The 16,682-nt window shown below is 72.2% G+C and carries 17 protein-coding genes; 7 read left to right on the forward strand and 10 right to left on the reverse strand.

The annotated features are described in order from the left end of the window. Window positions 1-25: 25 nt before the first annotated feature. Window positions 26-1,978: a Stk1 family PASTA domain-containing Ser/Thr kinase gene (pknB, locus tag ACFW47_RS00770; RefSeq protein ID WP_386304217.1), complete on the forward strand. Its 1,953-nt coding sequence runs from the start codon at window positions 26-28 to the stop codon at window positions 1,976-1,978. Window positions 1,979-2,051: 73 nt separating this feature from the next. Beyond that, window positions 2,052-2,954 (forward strand): deoxyribonuclease IV, encoded by a 903-nt coding sequence (locus ACFW47_RS00775; protein ID WP_386304219.1) that lies wholly within the window; start codon window positions 2,052-2,054, stop codon window positions 2,952-2,954. 27 nt (window positions 2,955-2,981) lie between these two features. Here the strand turns inward: ACFW47_RS00775 and ACFW47_RS00780 are convergent, their stop codons facing one another. After that, the gene (locus ACFW47_RS00780) at window positions 2,982-3,629 is read right to left on the reverse strand and encodes a sulfite oxidase-like oxidoreductase (RefSeq protein WP_386304221.1); all 648 of its coding nucleotides are present in this window, start codon (window positions 3,627-3,629) and stop codon (window positions 2,982-2,984) included. Window positions 3,630-3,811: 182 nt separating this feature from the next. Between ACFW47_RS00780 and bfr the strand changes: the two genes are divergently transcribed. Beyond that, a complete protein-coding gene (bfr, locus tag ACFW47_RS00785; RefSeq protein WP_386282774.1) occupies window positions 3,812-4,315 on the forward strand; it encodes a bacterioferritin in 504 nt (167 codons plus the stop codon). Here bfr and ACFW47_RS00790 read toward each other — a convergent pair whose 3' ends face one another. Together ACFW47_RS00790 and ACFW47_RS00795 are read right to left on the reverse strand one after the other, a co-directional pair. Next, window positions 4,316-4,549 carry a bacterioferritin-associated ferredoxin gene (locus ACFW47_RS00790; protein WP_073723846.1) on the reverse strand — a complete coding sequence of 78 codons (234 nt, stop codon included), beginning with the start codon at window positions 4,547-4,549 and terminating at the stop codon, window positions 4,316-4,318. A gap of 167 nt (window positions 4,550-4,716) precedes the next feature. Further along, window positions 4,717-6,069 carry a class II 3-deoxy-7-phosphoheptulonate synthase gene (locus ACFW47_RS00795; protein WP_386282777.1) on the reverse strand — a complete coding sequence of 451 codons (1,353 nt, stop codon included), beginning with the start codon at window positions 6,067-6,069 and terminating at the stop codon, window positions 4,717-4,719. 105 nt (window positions 6,070-6,174) lie between these two features. Between ACFW47_RS00795 and ACFW47_RS00800 the strand changes: the two genes are divergently transcribed. Then, a complete protein-coding gene (locus ACFW47_RS00800) occupies window positions 6,175-6,231 on the forward strand; it encodes a trp operon leader peptide (protein ID WP_386282949.1) in 57 nt (18 codons plus the stop codon). A 103-nt stretch (window positions 6,232-6,334) separates the two neighbouring features. After that, window positions 6,335-8,218, forward strand: coding sequence for an anthranilate synthase family protein (locus ACFW47_RS00805; RefSeq protein ID WP_386282779.1), 1,884 nt, complete (start codon window positions 6,335-6,337; stop codon window positions 8,216-8,218). Here ACFW47_RS00805 and ACFW47_RS00810 read toward each other — a convergent pair. The 5 genes from ACFW47_RS00810 to ACFW47_RS00830 form a co-directional block, all read right to left on the reverse strand. After that, a complete protein-coding gene (locus tag ACFW47_RS00810; protein ID WP_386304223.1) occupies window positions 8,170-9,165 on the reverse strand; it encodes a 2-hydroxyacid dehydrogenase in 996 nt (331 codons plus the stop codon). The two genes, ACFW47_RS00805 and ACFW47_RS00810, sit on opposite strands and share 49 nt — an antisense overlap. Window positions 9,166-9,254: 89 nt before the next feature. Continuing rightward, complete coding sequence (locus ACFW47_RS00815; RefSeq protein ID WP_386304224.1) at window positions 9,255-10,283, reverse strand: 6-phosphofructokinase; 1,029 nt, start codon at window positions 10,281-10,283, stop codon at window positions 9,255-9,257. A gap of 57 nt (window positions 10,284-10,340) precedes the next feature. Further along, a complete protein-coding gene (locus ACFW47_RS00820) occupies window positions 10,341-10,988 on the reverse strand; it encodes a response regulator (protein WP_386282952.1) in 648 nt (215 codons plus the stop codon). A gap of 22 nt (window positions 10,989-11,010) precedes the next feature. Then, on the reverse strand, window positions 11,011-12,252 hold the full coding sequence (macS, locus tag ACFW47_RS00825; RefSeq protein WP_386282785.1) for a MacS family sensor histidine kinase: 1,242 nt from the start codon (window positions 12,250-12,252) through the stop codon (window positions 11,011-11,013). Between the two features lie 65 nt (window positions 12,253-12,317). Further along, window positions 12,318-13,103: a lysophospholipid acyltransferase family protein gene (locus tag ACFW47_RS00830; RefSeq protein WP_386282955.1), complete on the reverse strand. Its 786-nt coding sequence runs from the start codon at window positions 13,101-13,103 to the stop codon at window positions 12,318-12,320. 194 nt (window positions 13,104-13,297) lie between these two features. Between ACFW47_RS00830 and ACFW47_RS00835 the strand changes: the two genes are divergently transcribed. Further along, on the forward strand, window positions 13,298-14,101 hold the full coding sequence (locus tag ACFW47_RS00835) for an alpha/beta hydrolase (RefSeq protein WP_386304225.1): 804 nt from the start codon (window positions 13,298-13,300) through the stop codon (window positions 14,099-14,101). Continuing rightward, a complete protein-coding gene (locus ACFW47_RS00840) occupies window positions 14,094-14,753 on the forward strand; it encodes a hypothetical protein (protein ID WP_386304227.1) in 660 nt (219 codons plus the stop codon). The genes ACFW47_RS00835 and ACFW47_RS00840 overlap by 8 nt, the downstream gene beginning before the upstream one ends. Before the next feature lie 41 nt (window positions 14,754-14,794). Here the strand turns inward: ACFW47_RS00840 and ACFW47_RS00845 are convergent, their stop codons facing one another. Further along, entirely contained in the window at window positions 14,795-15,559 is a 765-nt protein-coding gene (locus ACFW47_RS00845; RefSeq protein WP_386282791.1) for an endonuclease/exonuclease/phosphatase family protein, read from the reverse strand. Between the two features lie 144 nt (window positions 15,560-15,703). Continuing rightward, complete coding sequence (locus ACFW47_RS00850) at window positions 15,704-16,657, reverse strand: ROK family glucokinase (RefSeq protein ID WP_007448618.1); 954 nt, start codon at window positions 16,655-16,657, stop codon at window positions 15,704-15,706. Window positions 16,658-16,682: the final 25 nt, after the last annotated feature.

Below are 16,682 nucleotides of genomic sequence, written 5' to 3' on the forward strand. Positions count from 1 at the left end.
CCGTGGCGGCTCGTAGACTCGCTGCGTGGACACGACCCTCCAGGACCCTCTCGTCGGGCAGGTGCTCGACGGCCGGTACCGCGTAGAGGCGCGGATCGCGGTCGGCGGGATGGCCACGGTCTACCGGGCCGTGGACACCCGCCTGGACCGCGTGCTCGCGCTGAAGGTGATGCACCCGACGCTCGCGACCGACGCCACCTTCGTGGAGCGGTTCATCCGCGAGGCGAAGTCGGTGGCCCGGCTGGACCATCCCAATGTCGTACAGGTGTTCGACCAGGGAGCCGAGGGAGCGTACGTCTACCTGGCGATGGAGTACATCGCCGGCTGCACCCTGCGTGACGTGCTGCGCGAGCGCGGGGCGCTCGGGCCGCGGGCCGCGCTGGACATCCTGGAGCCGGTGCTGGCCGCGCTGGGCGCCGCCCACCGGGCCGGCTTCGTGCACCGGGACATGAAGCCGGAGAACGTGCTGATAGGGGACGACGGCCGGGTCAAGGTCGCCGACTTCGGACTGGTCCGGGCCGTGGACACGGTCACCAACACCACCGGCGCCGTCCTCGGCACCGTCTCCTACCTGGCGCCCGAGCAGATCGAGCAGGGCGCGGCCGACCCCCGGGTCGACGTGTACGCGTGCGGCGTCGTGCTGTACGAGATGCTGACCGGCGGCAAGCCGCACGAGGGCGACTCCCCGGCCCAGGTCCTCTACAAGCACCTGCACGAGGACGTGCCGCCGCCGTCGGCCGTCGTGCCGGGGATGGCGTACGAGCTGGACGAGCTGGTCGCCTCGGCGACCGCGCGCAACCCCGGGATCCGGCCGCACGACGCCGTGGCGCTGCTCGCACAGACCCGTGAGGCCCGTGCCGCGCTCACCGACGAGCAGCTGGACGCGGTGCCGCCGCAAGCGCTCCCCGGCGAGCACGACAACGCGGAGGACCGCACGAGCGTGATCCCCCGCGCGCTGACGATGCCCCGGCCGCTGCCCGTCAACGAGGACGAGGGCGACGGCACGGACGGCGCCTTCCCCGCGGACGGGGTGAACCGCACCAGCCGGCTGACCGCTCCCCCGACGGCCCCGCCCCGGAGCCGGCGGCCGCGGGTGCGGCGCGGCCCGCTGGCGGTCGTCGTGGCCGTCCTGCTGGTGCTCGGCGTCGGCACGGGCGTCTGGTACATCAACTCCGGCCAGTTCACCAAGGTGCCGGCACTGCTGTCCAAGACCGAGGCGCAGGCCCGGGACCGGCTGGAGGACGCCGGGCTGGACGTCGGCAAGGTCGAGCACGCCTACAGCGACACCGTGGAGCGGGGCAAGGTCATCAGCACCGACCCCGAAGCAGGCACCCGTATCCGCAAGAACGACTCGGTCTCGCTCACGGTCTCCGACGGCCCCGACACCGTGAAGCTGCCGGATGTCGAGGGCTACAAGCTGGACCGGGCGCGCACCGTGCTGAAGGACGAGGGGCTGGAGCCCGGCATGGTGACCCGGGCGTTCAGCGAGGAGGTGCCGAAGGGCTTCGTGATCTCCACGAAGCCGAAGACGGGCACCACGGTGCGCGCGGGCTCCGCGGTCGCGCTGGTCGTCAGCAAGGGCGGCCCGATCGACGTCCCGGACGTCACCGGCGACGACCTGGCAGACGCGCGGGCCGAGCTGACCGAGGCCGGGCTGAAGGTGAAGGTCGCCGACGAGCAGGTGAACTCGGAGCACGACAAGGGGCAGGTCGCCCGCCAGAGCCCGGGTCCGGGCAGCCGGGCGGCCGAGGGCGACACGGTGACCCTCACGGTCTCCAAGGGCCCCGAGATGATCGAGGTCCCGGACGTGGTCGGCGACAGCGTGGACGACGCCAAGCGGAAGCTGGAGGACGCGGGCTTCGAGGTGGACGAGGACCGCGGTCTGCTCGGGCTGTTCGGCGACACCGTGAAGGAGCAGTCCGCGGACGGCGGGGACACCGCTCCCAAGGGGTCCACCATCAAGATCACCATCAGATGACGCCACCGGGTGACACCGTCGGGTGACGGCACTCACGGTCCGGGGGCGCCACCAGTCATGACACCCTGAACGGGTGAACAGTGAACGGTCCGCCGCCTCCCTCTCCCCCGCCTCCGCGCTCCCCCGCAACCCCGTCGGCGGTCACGTCCCCGTGGCCGGCGGCCTGCACTCGGTCGGCCTGTCCTACGCCCGTGACCTGCGGGCCGAGACCGTGCAGGTCTTCGTCGCCAACCCGCGCGGCTGGGCCACGCCGGCCGGCAACCCGAAGCAGGACGAGGCGTTCCGGGAGGCCTGCGCGGCCGGGTCGGTCCCGGCGTACGTGCACGCGCCGTACCTGATCAACTTCGGTTCGCACACCGAGGCGACGGTGGAGCGGTCGGTCGAGTCGCTGCGGCACTCGCTGCGGCGCGGGCGGGCGATCGGGGCGCTCGGCGTGGTCGTGCACACGGGCAGTGCGACCGGCGGACGGGACAGGTCGGTGGCGCTGAAGCAGGTGCGGGAGCACATGCTGCCGCTGCTCGACGAGCTGACCCACGACGACGACCCGCACCTGCTGCTGGAGTCGACAGCGGGCCAGGGCGCGTCCCTGTGCTCGCGGACCTGGGACTTCGGGCCGTACTTCGAGGCGCTGGACGCCCACCCGAAGCTGGGCGTGTGTCTGGACACCTGCCACATCTTCGCAGCCGGGCACGACCTGACCGGGCCGTCCGGCATGCACCAGACCCTGGATGCGCTGGTGGACACGCTCGGCGAGGGCCGGCTGAAGCTGATCCACGCCAACGACTCCAAGGACGTGGCCGGCGCGCACAAGGACCGGCACGAGAACATCGGCGCCGGACACATCGGCGAGGACCCGTTCCGGGCGCTGATGGCCCACCCGGCGACCGAGGGCGTGCCTCTGGTCATCGAGACCCCGGGCGGCAAGGAGGGGCACGCGGCGGACGTGGAGCGGCTGAAGAAGCTGCGCGACGGCTGACCCGGAAAGGCCGACCGGTCCGGCAGGTCAGAGCTCGGGGCCGTCCCCGGGCTCCTCCTGGTAGGAGTAGCGCTGCTCCTTCCAGGGATCGCCGATGTTGTGGTAGCCGCGCTCCTCCCAGAAGCCGCGGCGGTCGGCGGTCATGTACTCGATGCCGCGGACCCACTTCGGGCCCTTCCAGGCGTACAGGTGCGGCACGACCAGTCGCAGCGGGAAGCCGTGCTCGGCGGTGAGCAGCTCGCCGTCCTTGTGGGTGGCGAAGAGGGTGCGCTCCGCGGCGAAGTCGGACAGCCGGAGGTTGGAGCTGAAGCCGTACTCGGCCCACACCATCACATGGGTGACGGCCGGCCCGGGCGGGGCCAGGTCCAGGATCATGGCGGCCGGAACGCCGCCCCACTCGGAGCCGAGCATGCTGAACTTGGTGACGCAGTGCAGGTCGGCGACGACCGTGGTGTACGGCAGGGCGGTGAACTCGTCGTGGGTCCAGCCGTGCTTCTCACCGTCGGCGGTGGTCCCGAAGACCCGGAACTCCCAGCGCTCGGGGCGGAACTTGGGGACCGGTCCGTAGTGCGTGACCGGCCAGCCGCGCTGCAGTCGCTGTCCCGGCGGGAGCTCGAACCGCGACGCTCCTTGCGAACCGCCATCTCCCGATTCGTGTTCCACCGGCTGACCCATGCCTCCATCCTGACAGACCCGGACCGATGCCCCGGACCCGCCCCACTTACATTCGGGCAATCGAGAGCAAAATGGACTAAGCCTGCACTTACTTACTAAGTCTAGACTTACTGGACGATCTTGGGAGCCGGTGCAATCATGCGGCGCAACACGCCAGTTCCCGTTCGAAGGAGCGTCAAGCGATGCAGGGCGACCCCGAGGTCATCGAGTTCCTGAATGAGCAGCTCACCGCCGAGCTCACGGCGATCAACCAGTACTTCCTGCACGCGAAGCTGCAGGACCACAAGGGCTGGACCAAGCTCGCGAAGTACACGCGCGCGGAGTCCTTCGACGAGATGCGCCACGCCGAGGTACTCACCGACCGCATCCTGCTCCTGGACGGCCTGCCGAACTACCAGCGGCTCTTCCACGTGCGGGTCGGCCAGAGCGTGACCGAGATGTTCCAGGCCGACCGGGAGATCGAGGTCGAGGCCATCGACCGGCTGCGCCGGGGCATCGAGGTGATGCGGGCCAAGCACGACATCACGTCGGCCAACGTCTTCGAGGCGATCCTCGCGGACGAGGAGCACCACATCGACTACCTGGACACCCAGCTGGAGCTGATCGAGAAGCTGGGCGAGTCGCTGTACCTGTCCACGGTGATCGAGCAGTCCCAGCCGGACGCGTCCGGCCCCGGCTCGCTGTAGCTAGGCGGCTTCGGGAAGCTCCGCGAGGACCGGTTCCCCCTGGTCGGCCAGCTGGCGGCGGGGGCAGGCGCCCCGGCCGAGCAGCGCCTGGATGCGGCGCACGCAGCCGCCGCAGTCCGTGCCGGCCTTGCAGGCGGAGGCGATCTGCCGGGGCGTGCAGGCGCCGGCTTCCGCGTGGCTCTTCACCTGTTCCTCGGTGACACCGAAGCAGCTGCAGACGAACACGCGGTTCACCTCCCGAGCGGGGTACAAGGTCGTGCCGTACCGACGACGACCGGAAGGCCCGACTGATCGGTGAGGCAAACCTAACCTTACCCATCGCGCAAGGTCGGCAAAAGTGGAGGGGGCGCGGATCGTGTGTGACCCGCGCCCCATTCACCGGCCCCGGCGGGGGCCGTCCGTCACTGGTCCCGGTACATCTCCGCCACCAGGAACGCCAGGTCGAGCGACTGGCTGCGGTTGAGCCGCGGGTCGCAGGCCGTCTCGTAGCGCTGGTGCAGGTCGTCGACGAAGATCTCGTCGCCGCCGCCCACGCACTCGGTGACGTCGTCGCCGGTCAGCTCCACGTGGATGCCGCCCGGGTGGGTGCCGAGCGCCTTGTGGACCTCGAAGAAGCCCTTGACCTCGTCGAGCACGTCGTCGAAGCGGCGGGTCTTGTGACCGGAGGCCGCCTCGTAGGTGTTGCCGTGCATCGGGTCGGTGATCCAGGCGACGGTCGCGCCGGACGCGGTGACCTTCTCGACCAGCTCCGGGAGCTTGTCGCGGATCTTGTCCGCGCCCATGCGGACGATGAAGGTCAGCCGGCCGGGCTCGCGCTCCGGGTCCAGGCGCTCGATGTACTGCAGCGCCTCCTCGGCCGTCGTCGTCGGGCCGAGCTTGATGCCGATCGGGTTGCGGATGCGCGAGGCGAACTCGATGTGCGCGTGGTCCAGCTGCCGGGTGCGCTCGCCGATCCACACCATGTGCGCCGACACGTCGTACAGCTGCCCGGTGCGCGAGTCCACGCGGGTGAGCGCCGACTCGTAGTCCAGCAGCAGCGCCTCGTGCGAGGAGAAGAACTCGACGGTCTTGAACTCCTCCGGATCGGTGCCGCAGGCCCGCATGAAGTTCAGCGCGTTGTCGATCTCCCGGGCGAGCTGCTCGTAGCGCTGGCCCGAGGGGGACGACTTCACGAAGTCCTGGTTCCAGGCGTGCACCTGGCGCAGGTCGGCGTAGCCGCCGGTGGTGAAGGCGCGCACCAGGTTCAGCGTGGACGCCGACGCGTGGTACATGCGCTTGAGCCGCTCGGGGTCCGGGACCCGGGCCGCCTCGGTGAAGTCGAAGCCGTTGACGGAGTCGCCGCGGTAGGTCGGCAGCGTCACGCCGTCGCGGGTCTCGGTCGGCTTGGAGCGCGGCTTCGAGTACTGGCCGGCGATCCGGCCCACCTTCACCACGGGCACGGAGGCGGCGTACGTCAGCACGGCGCCCATCTGGAGCAGCGTCTTGAGCTTGTTGCGGATGTGGTCCGCGGACACCGCGTCGAAGGCCTCGGCGCAGTCGCCGCCCTGGAGGAGGAACGCCTCTCCCTTGGCGACGGCCGCCATCCGGGCGCGCAGCTGGTCGCACTCGCCCGCGAAGACGAGCGGCGGATACGACTCGAGGTCCGCGATCACTGCGCGCAGAGCCTCGGTGTCGGGGTACTCGGGCTGCTGCGCCGCGGGCAGGTCTCGCCAGGTGTTGCCAGCGCTCGCGCTGGTCTTAGCGTTCACGGTCACGGCCCCAACATTACGGGGTCGGACCGGGGCCCCCGCCCCGTGCCCAGGGAATGAGACGCACGGAATGCTCCGTGGACACCGGGGCGGTGGGGTACGCTGCGCCGTATGTTCGCGCACTCGACCCAGACCTGGTGGTGGACCGCTCGTCCGGCGGCCCACTGACTGCGCGTACGCAAGACTTCGCGAAGGCCGCCCGAGGGGCGGCCTTCGGCGTTTCCGCGACCGGGTCCGTTCCTCTCCCGACAACCGAGAAGGAACCGGACCCATGACACCGCTCGACGGCCTCCTGGCCGACTCCCGCCCGTTCTCCCTGCTGCGCCGCCGCACCCCGGGCCACGACCACGACACCGTGGAACTGCTGCTCGGCCCGGTGACCGAGCACGACAGACTGGCCGACCTGCCGGGCGAAGGGCTGGCGCTCGTGCCCTTCCGGCAGATCCGAGAGCGCGGCTTCGACGTCCGCGACGACGGCACGCCGCTGCTGGTGCTGACCCCCGAGGAGCGGTACGACGTGCCGCTCGCCGACGTCCTCGCCGCCCTGCCCGCGCACGACGTCCGCGTCGAGGGCGGTGGCTTCGACGTCGGCGACGAGGAGTACGCGGAGATCGTCGGGCGGGTGCTGGACGAGGAGATCGGGGCCGGCGAGGGCGCCAACTTCGTGATCCGGCGGACGTACGAGGGCGTGGTCCCCGGGTTCGGGCGGGCCGACGCGCTGGCGCTGTTCCGACGGCTGCTGGAGGGCGAGCGGGGCGCGTACTGGACGTTCGTCGTGCACACCGGGGACCGGACGCTGGTCGGGGCCAGCCCCGAGGTGCACGTGCGGATGTCCGGGGGCACGGTCGTCATGAACCCGATCAGCGGGACGTACCGCTATCCCGCCGAGGGGCCGACCCCGGAGCACCTGCTGGGTTTCCTCGCCGACGGCAAGGAGATCGAGGAGCTGTCGATGGTGGTCGACGAGGAGCTCAAGATGATGTGCACCGTCGGCGACATGGGCGGCGTGGTCGTCGGGCCCCGGCTGAAGGAGATGGCGCACCTCGCGCACACCGAGTACGAACTGCGCGGCAAGTCCTCGCTGGACGTTCGGGAGGTGCTGAGGGAGACCATGTTCGCGGCGACGGTCACCGGGTCGCCGGTGCAGAACGCCTGCCGGGTCATCGAGCGGCACGAGACCGGCGGGCGCGGCTACTACGCGGGGGCGCTGGCGCTGCTGGGGCGGGACGCGGGCGGCGCCCAGACCCTCGACTCCCCCATCCTGATCCGTACCGCCGACATCGACGCGGGCGGGCGGCTGCGGGTGCCGGTCGGCGCCACGCTGGTGCGGGGTTCGAACCCGGCGGGCGAGGTGGCCGAGACCCACGCCAAGGCCGCCGGGGTGCTGGCGGCGCTCGGCGCAGGGCCGTCCCGGCCGCGTGCGGAGGCCGGGCGGCCGAAGCTGGCGGACGACCCCCGGGTGCGGGCGGCGCTGGACGGACGCCGGGCCTCGCTGGCGCCGTTCTGGCTGCGGATGCAGGAGCCGTCCGGCGCGCTCGCCGGGCACGCCCTGGTCGTCGACGGGGAGGACACCTTCACGGCGATGCTCGCGCACGTACTGCGCTCGTCGGGGCTCGCGGTGAGCGTGCGCCGGTACGACGAGGAGGGGCTGCGCGAGGCGGTCCTCGGCCACGAGGGCCCGGTGGTGCTGGGTCCCGGTCCCGGTGATCCTTCCGACCCCGCCGACCCCAGGATGCGTTTCCTGCGCGCGCTGACCGCCGACGTGATCCGGGAGAACCGGGACGGCGTCCTCGGGGTCTGCCTCGGGCACGAGCTGATCGCGGCGGAGCTGGGACTGGACGTCGTACGCAAGGAGGTGCCCCACCAGGGGGCGCAGACGGAGATCGACCTGTTCGGGCGGCGCGAGACCGTCGGCTTCTACAACAGCTTCACGGCGCGCTGCGACGACGAGGCGGCCGCCGAGCTGGCAGCGCACGGCGTCGAGGTGAGCCGCTCGGCGGGCGGCGAGGTGCACGCGCTGCGCGGCGAGGGTTTCGCCGGGGTGCAGTTCCACCCCGAGTCCGTGCTGACGCTGAACGGCGCCGCGATCGTGCGGGAGCTGGTCGGTCAGCTGCGGGGCACGAGCACGTTCTCCGAGCGGCGGCCCTCCAGGTAGTCGAGGACGTTCTTCGCCGTGGCGTCGACGATCTGGCCGACGGCGTCCTCGGTGTAGTACGCCTGGTGCGAGGTGACCAGGACGTTCGGGAAGGTGACGAGGCGGGCCAGGGTGTCGTCGGCGATGGCCTCCAGGGACTTGTCGAGGAAGAACAGGCCCGCCTCCGCCTCGTACACGTCCAGGCCCACGCCCGTGAAACGGCCCGCGCGCAGCTCGGTGACCAGGGCGGCGGTGTCGATGAGGCCGCCGCGGCTGGAGTTGACCAGGATCGCGTCGTCCCGCATCGACTTCAGGGCGGGCGCGTCGATCAGGTGCCTGGTCTCGGGCATCAGGGGGACGTGCAGGGTGACCAGGTCGGAGCGGGCGAGCAGCTCGTCCTTCGGGACGTAGCGCATGCCCAGCTCCATGCAGGCGGGGTTCTCGGCGACGTCCCAGCCCAGCAGCCGCATGCCGAAGCCGTGGGCGATGCGGGCGAAGGCCGCGCCGATCTTGCCGGTGCCGATGACGCCGGCGGTGCGGCCCTGCATGTCCCGGCCCATCAGTCCGTCCAGGCGGAAGTCGAAGTCGCGGGTACGGGTGGAGGCGCGCACGATCCGGCGGTTGACGGCCATGGCGAGCGTCCAGGCGAACTCGGCGACCGAGTACGGCGAGTAGTACGACACCCGGGCGACGGTCATGCCGAGCCGCTCGGCCGTGTCGAGGTCGATGTTGTTGAAGCCCGTGGAACGCTGGGCCACCATCCGGGTGCCGCCGGCCGCGAGGATCTCCAGGACGGCCGCGCCGAGGTCGGCGTTGACGGACGTGGAGACGATCTCGTGGCCGGCCGCGATGGGGGCGGTGTCCTCGTTGAGGAAGACGTCCAGGCAGCGGATCTCGTCGTGGCCGTGGAAGGCCCGCTCGATCAGGGGCCGCTCGTCGGCCTGGACGCCGAAGGCCAGGATCTCCATGACCGCTCCCGTTCTGCTGGGCTCCGGGCCGAATATACGGCGCGGAGCGCGCGGCCGCCGGTCAGCGGACAGCGGTCAGCGGTCAGCGGTCAGCCGAAGAAGACGCCGGCCTCCTCGTACAGCGCCGGGTCGACCGTCTTCAGCCGGGCCGTGGCGTCGGCGATCGGGACGCGGACGATGTCCGTGCCGCGCAGGGCGACCATCTTGCCGAAGTCGCCGTCGCGGACGCAGTCGATGGCGTGCAGCCCGAACCGGGTGGCGAGCCAGCGGTCGAAGGCGCTGGGGGTGCCGCCGCGCTGGACATGGCCGAGGACCGTCGTCCGGGCCTCCTTGCCGGTGCGCTTCTCGATCTCCTTCGCCAGCCACTCCCCCACGCCGGACAGCCGGACGTGCCCGTAGGAGTCCAGCGTCTCGTCCTTGAGCACCATGTCGCCGTCCTTCGGCACCGCCCCCTCGGCGACGACCACGATCGGCGCGTACGACGCCCGGAACCGGGAGGTCACCCAGGCGCACACCTGCTCGGTGTCGAAGCGCTGCTCGGGGATGAGGATGACGTTGGCACCGCCGGCCAGCCCGGAGTGCAGCGCGATCCAGCCGGCATGCCGGCCCATGACCTCCACGACCAGCACCCGCATGTGGGACTCGGCGGTGGTGTGCAGCCGGTCGATGGCCTCGGTGGCGATGCCGACGGCCGTGTCGAAGCCGAAGGTGTAGTCGGTGGCGGACAGGTCGTTGTCGATGGTCTTGGGTACGCCGACGCAGGGCACGCCGTACTCGTCGGCGAGGCGGGTGGCGACGCCGAGGGTGTCTTCGCCGCCGATGGTGATGAGCGCCTCGACGCCGAGCTCGGCGAGGTTCTCCTTGATGCGGCGGATGCCGTGCTCGTGCTGGAGCGGGTTGGTGCGCGAGGAGCCGAGCACAGTGCCGCCACGGGGCAGGATGCCGCGGACGGCCGGGATGTCGAGGCGGACGGTGTCGCCCTCCAGGGGCCCGCGCCAGCCGTCCCGCAAGCCGACGAACCCGTAGCCGTACTCCTGTACGCCCTTGCGGACGACGGCCCGGATGACGGCGTTGAGCCCGGGGCAGTCACCGCCTCCGGTCAGTACTCCGACCTTCATCGCGAACTCCCTTGCCACAGCGGGTGGTTCAGGCCACCGCCACTGTCCCGCGCGGGGTCACGCGTCGTCCAGACCCCGTTCTATCGCGTACCGCACCAGTTCCACCCTGTTGTGCAGCTGGAGCTTGCCGAGGGTGTTCTGGACGTGGTTCTGCACGGTGCGGTGGGAGATGACGAGGCGTTCGGCGATCTGCTTGTAGCTCAGGCCCTTGGCGACCAGGCGCAGCACCTCGGTCTCGCGGTCGGTGAGCCGGGGCGCCGCGGGGTCGCCGGTCTCCGCCGCCGGCGCCGGCTCGGAGGCGAGGCGGCGGTACTCGCCGAGGACCAGTCCGGCCAGCCCGGGGGTGAACACCGGGTCGCCGGCGGCCGTGCGGCGCACCGCGTCCTGCAGCTCCTCCGTGGAGGCCGACTTCAGCAGGTAACCGGTCGCGCCGGACTTCACGGCCTCCAGCACGTCGGCGTGCTCCCCGCTGGCGGAGAGCACGAGGACGCGCAGCTTCGGGTCGGCGCCGACGACTTCCTTGCAGACCTGGACGCCGGGCTTGCCGGGCAGATTGAGGTCGAGCACCAGGACGTCGGGGGCGGCGGCGCGGGCGCGGCGCACGGCCTGGTCGCCGTCGCCGGCGGTGGCGACCACGTCGAAGCCGGACTCGGCGAGGTCCCGGGCGACGGCGTCGCGCCACATGGGGTGGTCGTCGACCACCATGACCTTGATCGGGTCCTGTCGTTCACTCACGGTCGGCCGCCTTCCCCCGAGCGGCGGTGCCGCCGGATTCCTTCGGTGTCCTCAGTTCGACCTCCGTGCCCTGCCCGGGCACCGAGATCAGTTCGGCCGTGCCGCCGAGGTCGCGCAGCCGGCCCCGGATCGACAGGGCCACGCCGAGCCGGCCCTCGCCCTCGGCCTCGGCGAGCCGTCCTTCGGGGATGCCGGGGCCCTCGTCGCGGACGGTGACGATCACCTCGTCGGGTTCGTCCTCGACGAGGATCCACGCGCGCGCGTCCGCTCCGACGTGCTTGCGCACGTTGTCCAGGGCGGCCCCCACCGCGGCCGCCAGCTCCCGCGCCGCGGGCGGCGCCAGCAGCACCGGGGCGCCCGGCTCGGCGAGGTTCACCAGGGAGCCGGCGTACGGGGCGAGCAGTGCGCGCAGGTCGACGGGGCCGTCGGGGTCCGTCGACTCCGGTTCGTCCACCGCGCGGACGAGCGCTCCCTCGGCGGCGTCCTCCGACAGGCGGGAGACGGGCACCAGGCCGCCGGAGACCAGGGTGCGCAGGGCTACCTCCTGCTCGCCGGCCAGCCGGCCCAGCTCGGCGGCCTCGCCGCCGATCACGGCGCCGCGCCGCTGCACCATGGCGAGCACCTGGAGCACGCTGTCGTGGATGTCCCGGGCGAGCCGCTCCCGCTCCCTGGTCGCCGCCTCGATCTCCAGGGCGCGGGCGAGGGTGCGCTCGGAGGCGCGGGCGACCTCGACGACGTAGCCGATGGCGATGGAGGCGACCCAGACCAGGATGACATTGTGGACCGTGTCGCGGGCCGGGGAGCCGCGTTCGACCAGGTTGGCGACGGCGACGAGGGTGGAGGCGACGGCCGCCCAGCGCCAGCCGCCCTTGATGGCGAAGGCCAGGACGGAACCGGCGGTCCATATCGACGGCAGGGTCGGGCCGCCGTCCGCGACCCGCTCGGGCGCGTCGGCGAGCGGGGTGATCAGGATGCCGGTGAGCGCGATGGTGAGGTCGGCGGCGAGGAACCGCTTGGTGCAGCTCGCCGCGCCGGAGACCTTGGGCAGGGTGGCCAGGGTCCAGACGAAGAGGACGGCGTAGTAGGCCACGGCGAGCCAGGGGCGGACGAAGCCGGAGTGGGCGGTGGCGAAGAACCCGATCGCGTACAGCATGGTGAGCACGCGGTAGCCGGCGAGCGCGCGCCACAGCGGCTGCTCGACCGACATCCTCATGACTCTCTCGCGCCTGGCCATGTCCCCCCGTCCCCGGCCCGTACGTACGTCCTTCGGACCGCCTCTCGCCGGCCGGTCTCCGGCCGCTACCGGTCTTCGGCCCGGTCCTGCTCGGCCGCCGCCTTCTCCTTGGCGGCCTGCTCCTTCTCCGCCTGGGCGAGCGCGGCCTTCGCCGCCTTGCCCGCCTCCTTCTCGGCCTTCGCCGCCTCCGCGATCTGCCGCTTCATGGCGGTCGCGTACATGTCGACGTACTCCTGGCCGGAGAGCTTCATGATCTCGTACATGACCTCGTCGGTCACCGCGCGGAGCACGAAGCGGTCGTGCTCCATGCCCTGGTAGCGGGTGAAGTCCAGGGGCTCGCCGATGCGGATGCCGGGCCGCATCAGCTTCGGCATCACCTGGCCGGGCGGCTGGATCTTCTCGGTGCCGATCATGGCGACCGGGATGACGGGCGCGCCGGTGGCGAGCGCCACGCGCGCGAGGCCGCCGGGCTTGCCGCGGTAGAGCCGGCCGTCCGGGGAACGCGTGCCCTCCGGATAGATGCCGAACAGCTCACCGCGCTCCAGGACCTCTATGCCGCTCTTGATGGCCGCCTCGCCCGCGCCGCGCGCGCCGGAGCGGTCCACCGGGAGCTGGCCGACGCCCTTGAAGAAGGCCGCGGTGAGCCGCCCCTTGACCCCGGGCGTGTTGAAGTACTCGGCCTTGGCGATGAAGGTCACCTTGCGGTCGAGGACCGCGGGCAGGAAGAACGAGTCGGAGAACGACAGGTGGTTGCTCGCCAGAATGGCGGGGCCGTCGGCCGGGATGTGCTCCAGGCCTTCCACCCAGGGCCGGAAGGCGAGCTTCAGCGAACCCCCGACGGTGACCTTCATCGCGCCGTACAACAACCGAGTGCCTCCTGTGTCTGTGGCTCAGACCTTAACCCGGGGAACCGTCAATGGCCCCGACGGCCCTGGTCGGTGTCAGTGCGGTCGCGTACGGTGAAGTACCCGCGAGTACCGCACACGCGTCCATCGCAGTACGACGGTCCGGCTGTGCCGGCCCCTTGACGACAGGAGACCGAGACGTGCCGGTCCTGCCCGGAGCCGAGCCGTTCCGCCATGAGGGCGGGGAGACCGGCGTCCTCCTCTGTCACGGCTTCACCGGTTCCCCGCAGTCCCTGCGCCCCTGGGCCCGCCACCTCGCCGGGCGCGGTCTGACCGTCGCGCTGCCGCTGCTGCCCGGGCACGGCACCCGCTGGCAGGACATGCAGGTCACCGGCTGGCAGGACTGGTACGCGGAGGTGGACCGCGAGCTGCGTGCCCTGCGGGAGCGCTGCGCGCGCGTCTTCGTGGCCGGCCTGTCCATGGGCGGCGCGCTGGCGCTGCGGCTCGCCGCCAGGCACGGGGACGCGGTGTCGGGCGTCATGGTCGTCAACCCGGCGAACCGGATGCACGGCGTGGCCCAGCACGCCCTGCCGGTCCTGCGTCACCTCGTGCCCGCGACGAAGGGCATCGCCAGCGACATCGCCAAGCCGCTCAGCACCGAGCTGGGGTACGACAGGGTGCCGCTGCACGCGGCGCACTCGCTGCGCGCGTTCTTCCGGCTGGCCGACCGGGACCTGCCGCAGGTGACGCAGCCGCTGCTGCTGCTGCGCAGTCCGCAGGACCACGTGGTGCCGCCGGCCGACTCGGCCCGCATCCTCGGCAGGGTCTCGTCGACGGACGTGACGGAGGTCCTGCTGGAACAGAGCTACCACGTGGCGACGTTGGACCATGACGCGGACCGGATCTTCGCCCAGAGCATCGCGTTCATCGGCCGGCACGCGCCCGGTTCCGTCGGGGAGCCGGAGTCCGGTCTCGGCAAGGAAGGGACGACCACAGGTGGCTGAGCACGAGTCCGGCCGCGCGGACCGCGAGGAGCACGGCGAGCGCGAGGACCGGGACCTGGAGCGGACGCCGGGGCACGAGGAGGGGCGGGAGCGCGCGGCCGAGCGCACTCCCGCGGACGCGGCCGTGCCCCTGGACGAGGACGCCGCCTGGGCCGCGATCGTCGCCGGGTACGGGGACGAGCCGCCGGACCCGCCGGGCGCGAAGCCGTTCAAGTCGGTGGAGGACCTGGCGCTGCTGGAGGCCGAGACCAACGACGACCGGCCCGAGGCCGACCGGACCACGCCGGACCAGCCCGCCTCGGCCCGGCCGCTGGGCAGCTCCGTCGCCTTCGCCCCCGGAGTGGCCGGCCCGCGCGACCACAGCCTGGCCGAGCCCTCGGACGAGGATCTCGGCGAGGACGACGAGGGCCACTTCGTACCGCCGGAGCCGCCGCCGCTGCCCGAGGGCGACACCACCGCGAAGTTCGCCTGGCTGGGTGTGCTCGGCGGGCCGGTGCTGCTCCTGCTGGCGGTGGTGCTGGGCTGGGACATGACCTGGTGGCTGACGACGGTGAGCGTCGGCGGCTTCCTCGGCGGCTTCGCCACGCTGGTGACGCGGATGCGCACGGGGGACGAGGACGACGACGATCCGGGGCGGGGCGCGGTGGTCTAGGGCCTCGCCGGCAGGAGGCACGGCGGGGCGCGGGTACGGGATCAGGCCTCGGACGCCGGTACGCGGAGGGCGGTCAGGACCGGGAGGTGGTCCGTGGCCGCCCTCAGGTCGTGCTCGGCGACCCCGGGCAGGCCCAGCGGCACTCCGCAGCCCAGCACCTCGACACCCTCCGTGACGAAGACCGCGTCGATGCGCCGGTCGGGGCCGGTGGCGGAGAAGGTGTACTCGCCGCCCCAGGGCGCGGCCGTCCAGCAGTCCCGCAGCCCGTCGCCGAGCCGCCGGAAGGTGCGGCCACCGGGGCGCTCGTTGAGGTCCCCGCCCGCCACGGCGTGGGTCACGCCCATGCCGGCCAGTTGGCCGAGGAGCAGGCCGGCCTGCTCGTACCGCTCTTCCGCCTCCAGGGAGAGGTGGCAGCTCAGGACGCCGAGGCGGGCCCCGCCGATCCGGACGACGGCGGTGGCGAGGCCGCGGCGGTGCCGGCCGGGGGTGAGCGGGAGCAGCACGTCCTCGGTGCGCTCGACGGTGGCGCGCAGGGAGCACAGCAGCGCGGGGCCGGCGGCGGGAGCGCCGCCGGAGAGGAGCACCAGGTCCGCGGCGCGGGCGAGGCGGGTGAGCTTCTTGCGCCAGCGGAAGAAGCGGGGGGCTTCCTGGAGGAGGACGAGGTCGGGGGCGCAGGCGGCGATGACGCGGGCGAGGGCGTCGGTGTCGTCCTGCATCGAGCGGATGTTGTAGCTGAGGACCCGGATGACGGCGGAACCGTCGGGTTCGGTGCGGGAGTTGGGGAGCGGCTGGAGGGACGTTGCCATGTGGTCAATTTACGGGACCGGGTGCTTGGGCGCCTGACACCTCGGGGCGCGGGGAGCGTGGGCGACTGCCGGTGGTGCGTGGCTCGTCGCGCAGTTCCCCGCGCCCCTTGGGTCGGCGCAGTCCCCGGTACCGGGAAGTGATCGTCACATGATCGGGTCGGGCTCCCGGGCCAGGTCTGCGGCGCCGACGAGGCCGGCCTTGTTGCCGAGCTGGGCGGCGATGACGTCGGCGACCGGGCGCCAGTTGCCGCCGACCAGCCACCGCTTGTAGGACTTGCGGATCGGGTCGAGGACCAGGTCGCCCTCGTCGGAGAGGCCGCCGCCGACGATGAAGGCGGACGGGTCGAAGAGCGAGGCCAGGTCGGCGAGTCCGGCGCCGGCCCAGCGGGCCAGCTCGCGGTAGGAGTCGACGGCGACCGGGCAGCCCTGGCGGGCGGCGACGGAGATGTGCTTGCCCTCGATGCCGTCGGGGGTGCCGTCGCCGAGCGCGAGCAGCACCTCGGCGCGCTCCGGGGTGGCGTTGGCGCGCTGCTTGGCGTACCTCACCAGTGCCCGGCCCGACGCGTACTGCTCCCAGCAGCCCTGCGAGCCGCAGCCGCACAGCAGGCCGTCCGGCACCATGCGGATGTGGCCGAACTCGGCGGCCACGCCGAAGTGGCCGCGGCGCAGCTTGTTGCCGATGATGATGCCGCCGCCGAGGCCGGTGCCGAGGGTGATGCAGATGACGTTGCGGTGGCCCTTGCCGCCGCCGAACTTGTACTCGCCCCAGGCCGCGGCGTTGGCGTCGTTCTCCACGACGACCGGGAGGCCGACGCGGGCCTCGACCTTCTCCTTCAGCGGCTCCTGGCGCCAGTCGATGTTGGGCGCGAAGTAGACCGTGGAGCGCTGGCGGTTGACGTATCCGGCGGCTCCGATGCCCACGCCGACGATCTCGTGCCCCACGCGCGCGCCCTCCACCGCCGAGGCGATGGCGTCCACGATGGCCTCGGGTGTGGTGGGGGTCGGCACCTTGTGGGTCGAGAGGATGTTGCCTTCCTCGTCGACCACGCCGGCCGCGATCTTCGTGCCGCCGATGTCGACGCCGATGGTGAGTCCCATGAATCCCTCAGTTCGGTCGAGCCCC

It is taken from the genome of Streptomyces sp. NPDC058796, from assembly GCF_042745235.1.
Taxonomy (GTDB): domain Bacteria; phylum Actinomycetota; class Actinomycetes; order Streptomycetales; family Streptomycetaceae; genus Streptomyces.

What these genes read in the sequence shown, in the direction of transcription:
- ACFW47_RS00805 (WP_386282779.1), top strand. Translation starts at nt 6,335, where the DNA reads ATGACACCGCTCGACGGCCTCCTGGCCGACTCCCGCCCGTTCTCCCTG.
- ACFW47_RS00830 (WP_386282955.1), bottom strand. Translation starts at nt 13,103, where the DNA reads ATGAAGGTCACCGTCGGGGGTTCGCTGAAGCTCGCCTTCCGGCCCTGG.
- bfr (WP_386282774.1), top strand. Translation starts at nt 3,812, where the DNA reads ATGCAGGGCGACCCCGAGGTCATCGAGTTCCTGAATGAGCAGCTCACC.
- ACFW47_RS00810 (WP_386304223.1), bottom strand. Translation starts at nt 9,165, where the DNA reads ATGGAGATCCTGGCCTTCGGCGTCCAGGCCGACGAGCGGCCCCTGATC.
- macS (WP_386282785.1), bottom strand. Translation starts at nt 12,252, where the DNA reads ATGGCCAGGCGCGAGAGAGTCATGAGGATGTCGGTCGAGCAGCCGCTG.
- ACFW47_RS00815 (WP_386304224.1), bottom strand. Translation starts at nt 10,283, where the DNA reads ATGAAGGTCGGAGTACTGACCGGAGGCGGTGACTGCCCCGGGCTCAAC.
- ACFW47_RS00780 (WP_386304221.1), bottom strand. Translation starts at nt 3,629, where the DNA reads ATGGGTCAGCCGGTGGAACACGAATCGGGAGATGGCGGTTCGCAAGGA.
- ACFW47_RS00845 (WP_386282791.1), bottom strand. Translation starts at nt 15,559, where the DNA reads ATGGCAACGTCCCTCCAGCCGCTCCCCAACTCCCGCACCGAACCCGAC.
- ACFW47_RS00820 (WP_386282952.1), bottom strand. Translation starts at nt 10,988, where the DNA reads ATGGTGGTCGACGACCACCCCATGTGGCGCGACGCCGTCGCCCGGGAC.
- ACFW47_RS00850 (WP_007448618.1), bottom strand. Translation starts at nt 16,657, where the DNA reads ATGGGACTCACCATCGGCGTCGACATCGGCGGCACGAAGATCGCGGCC.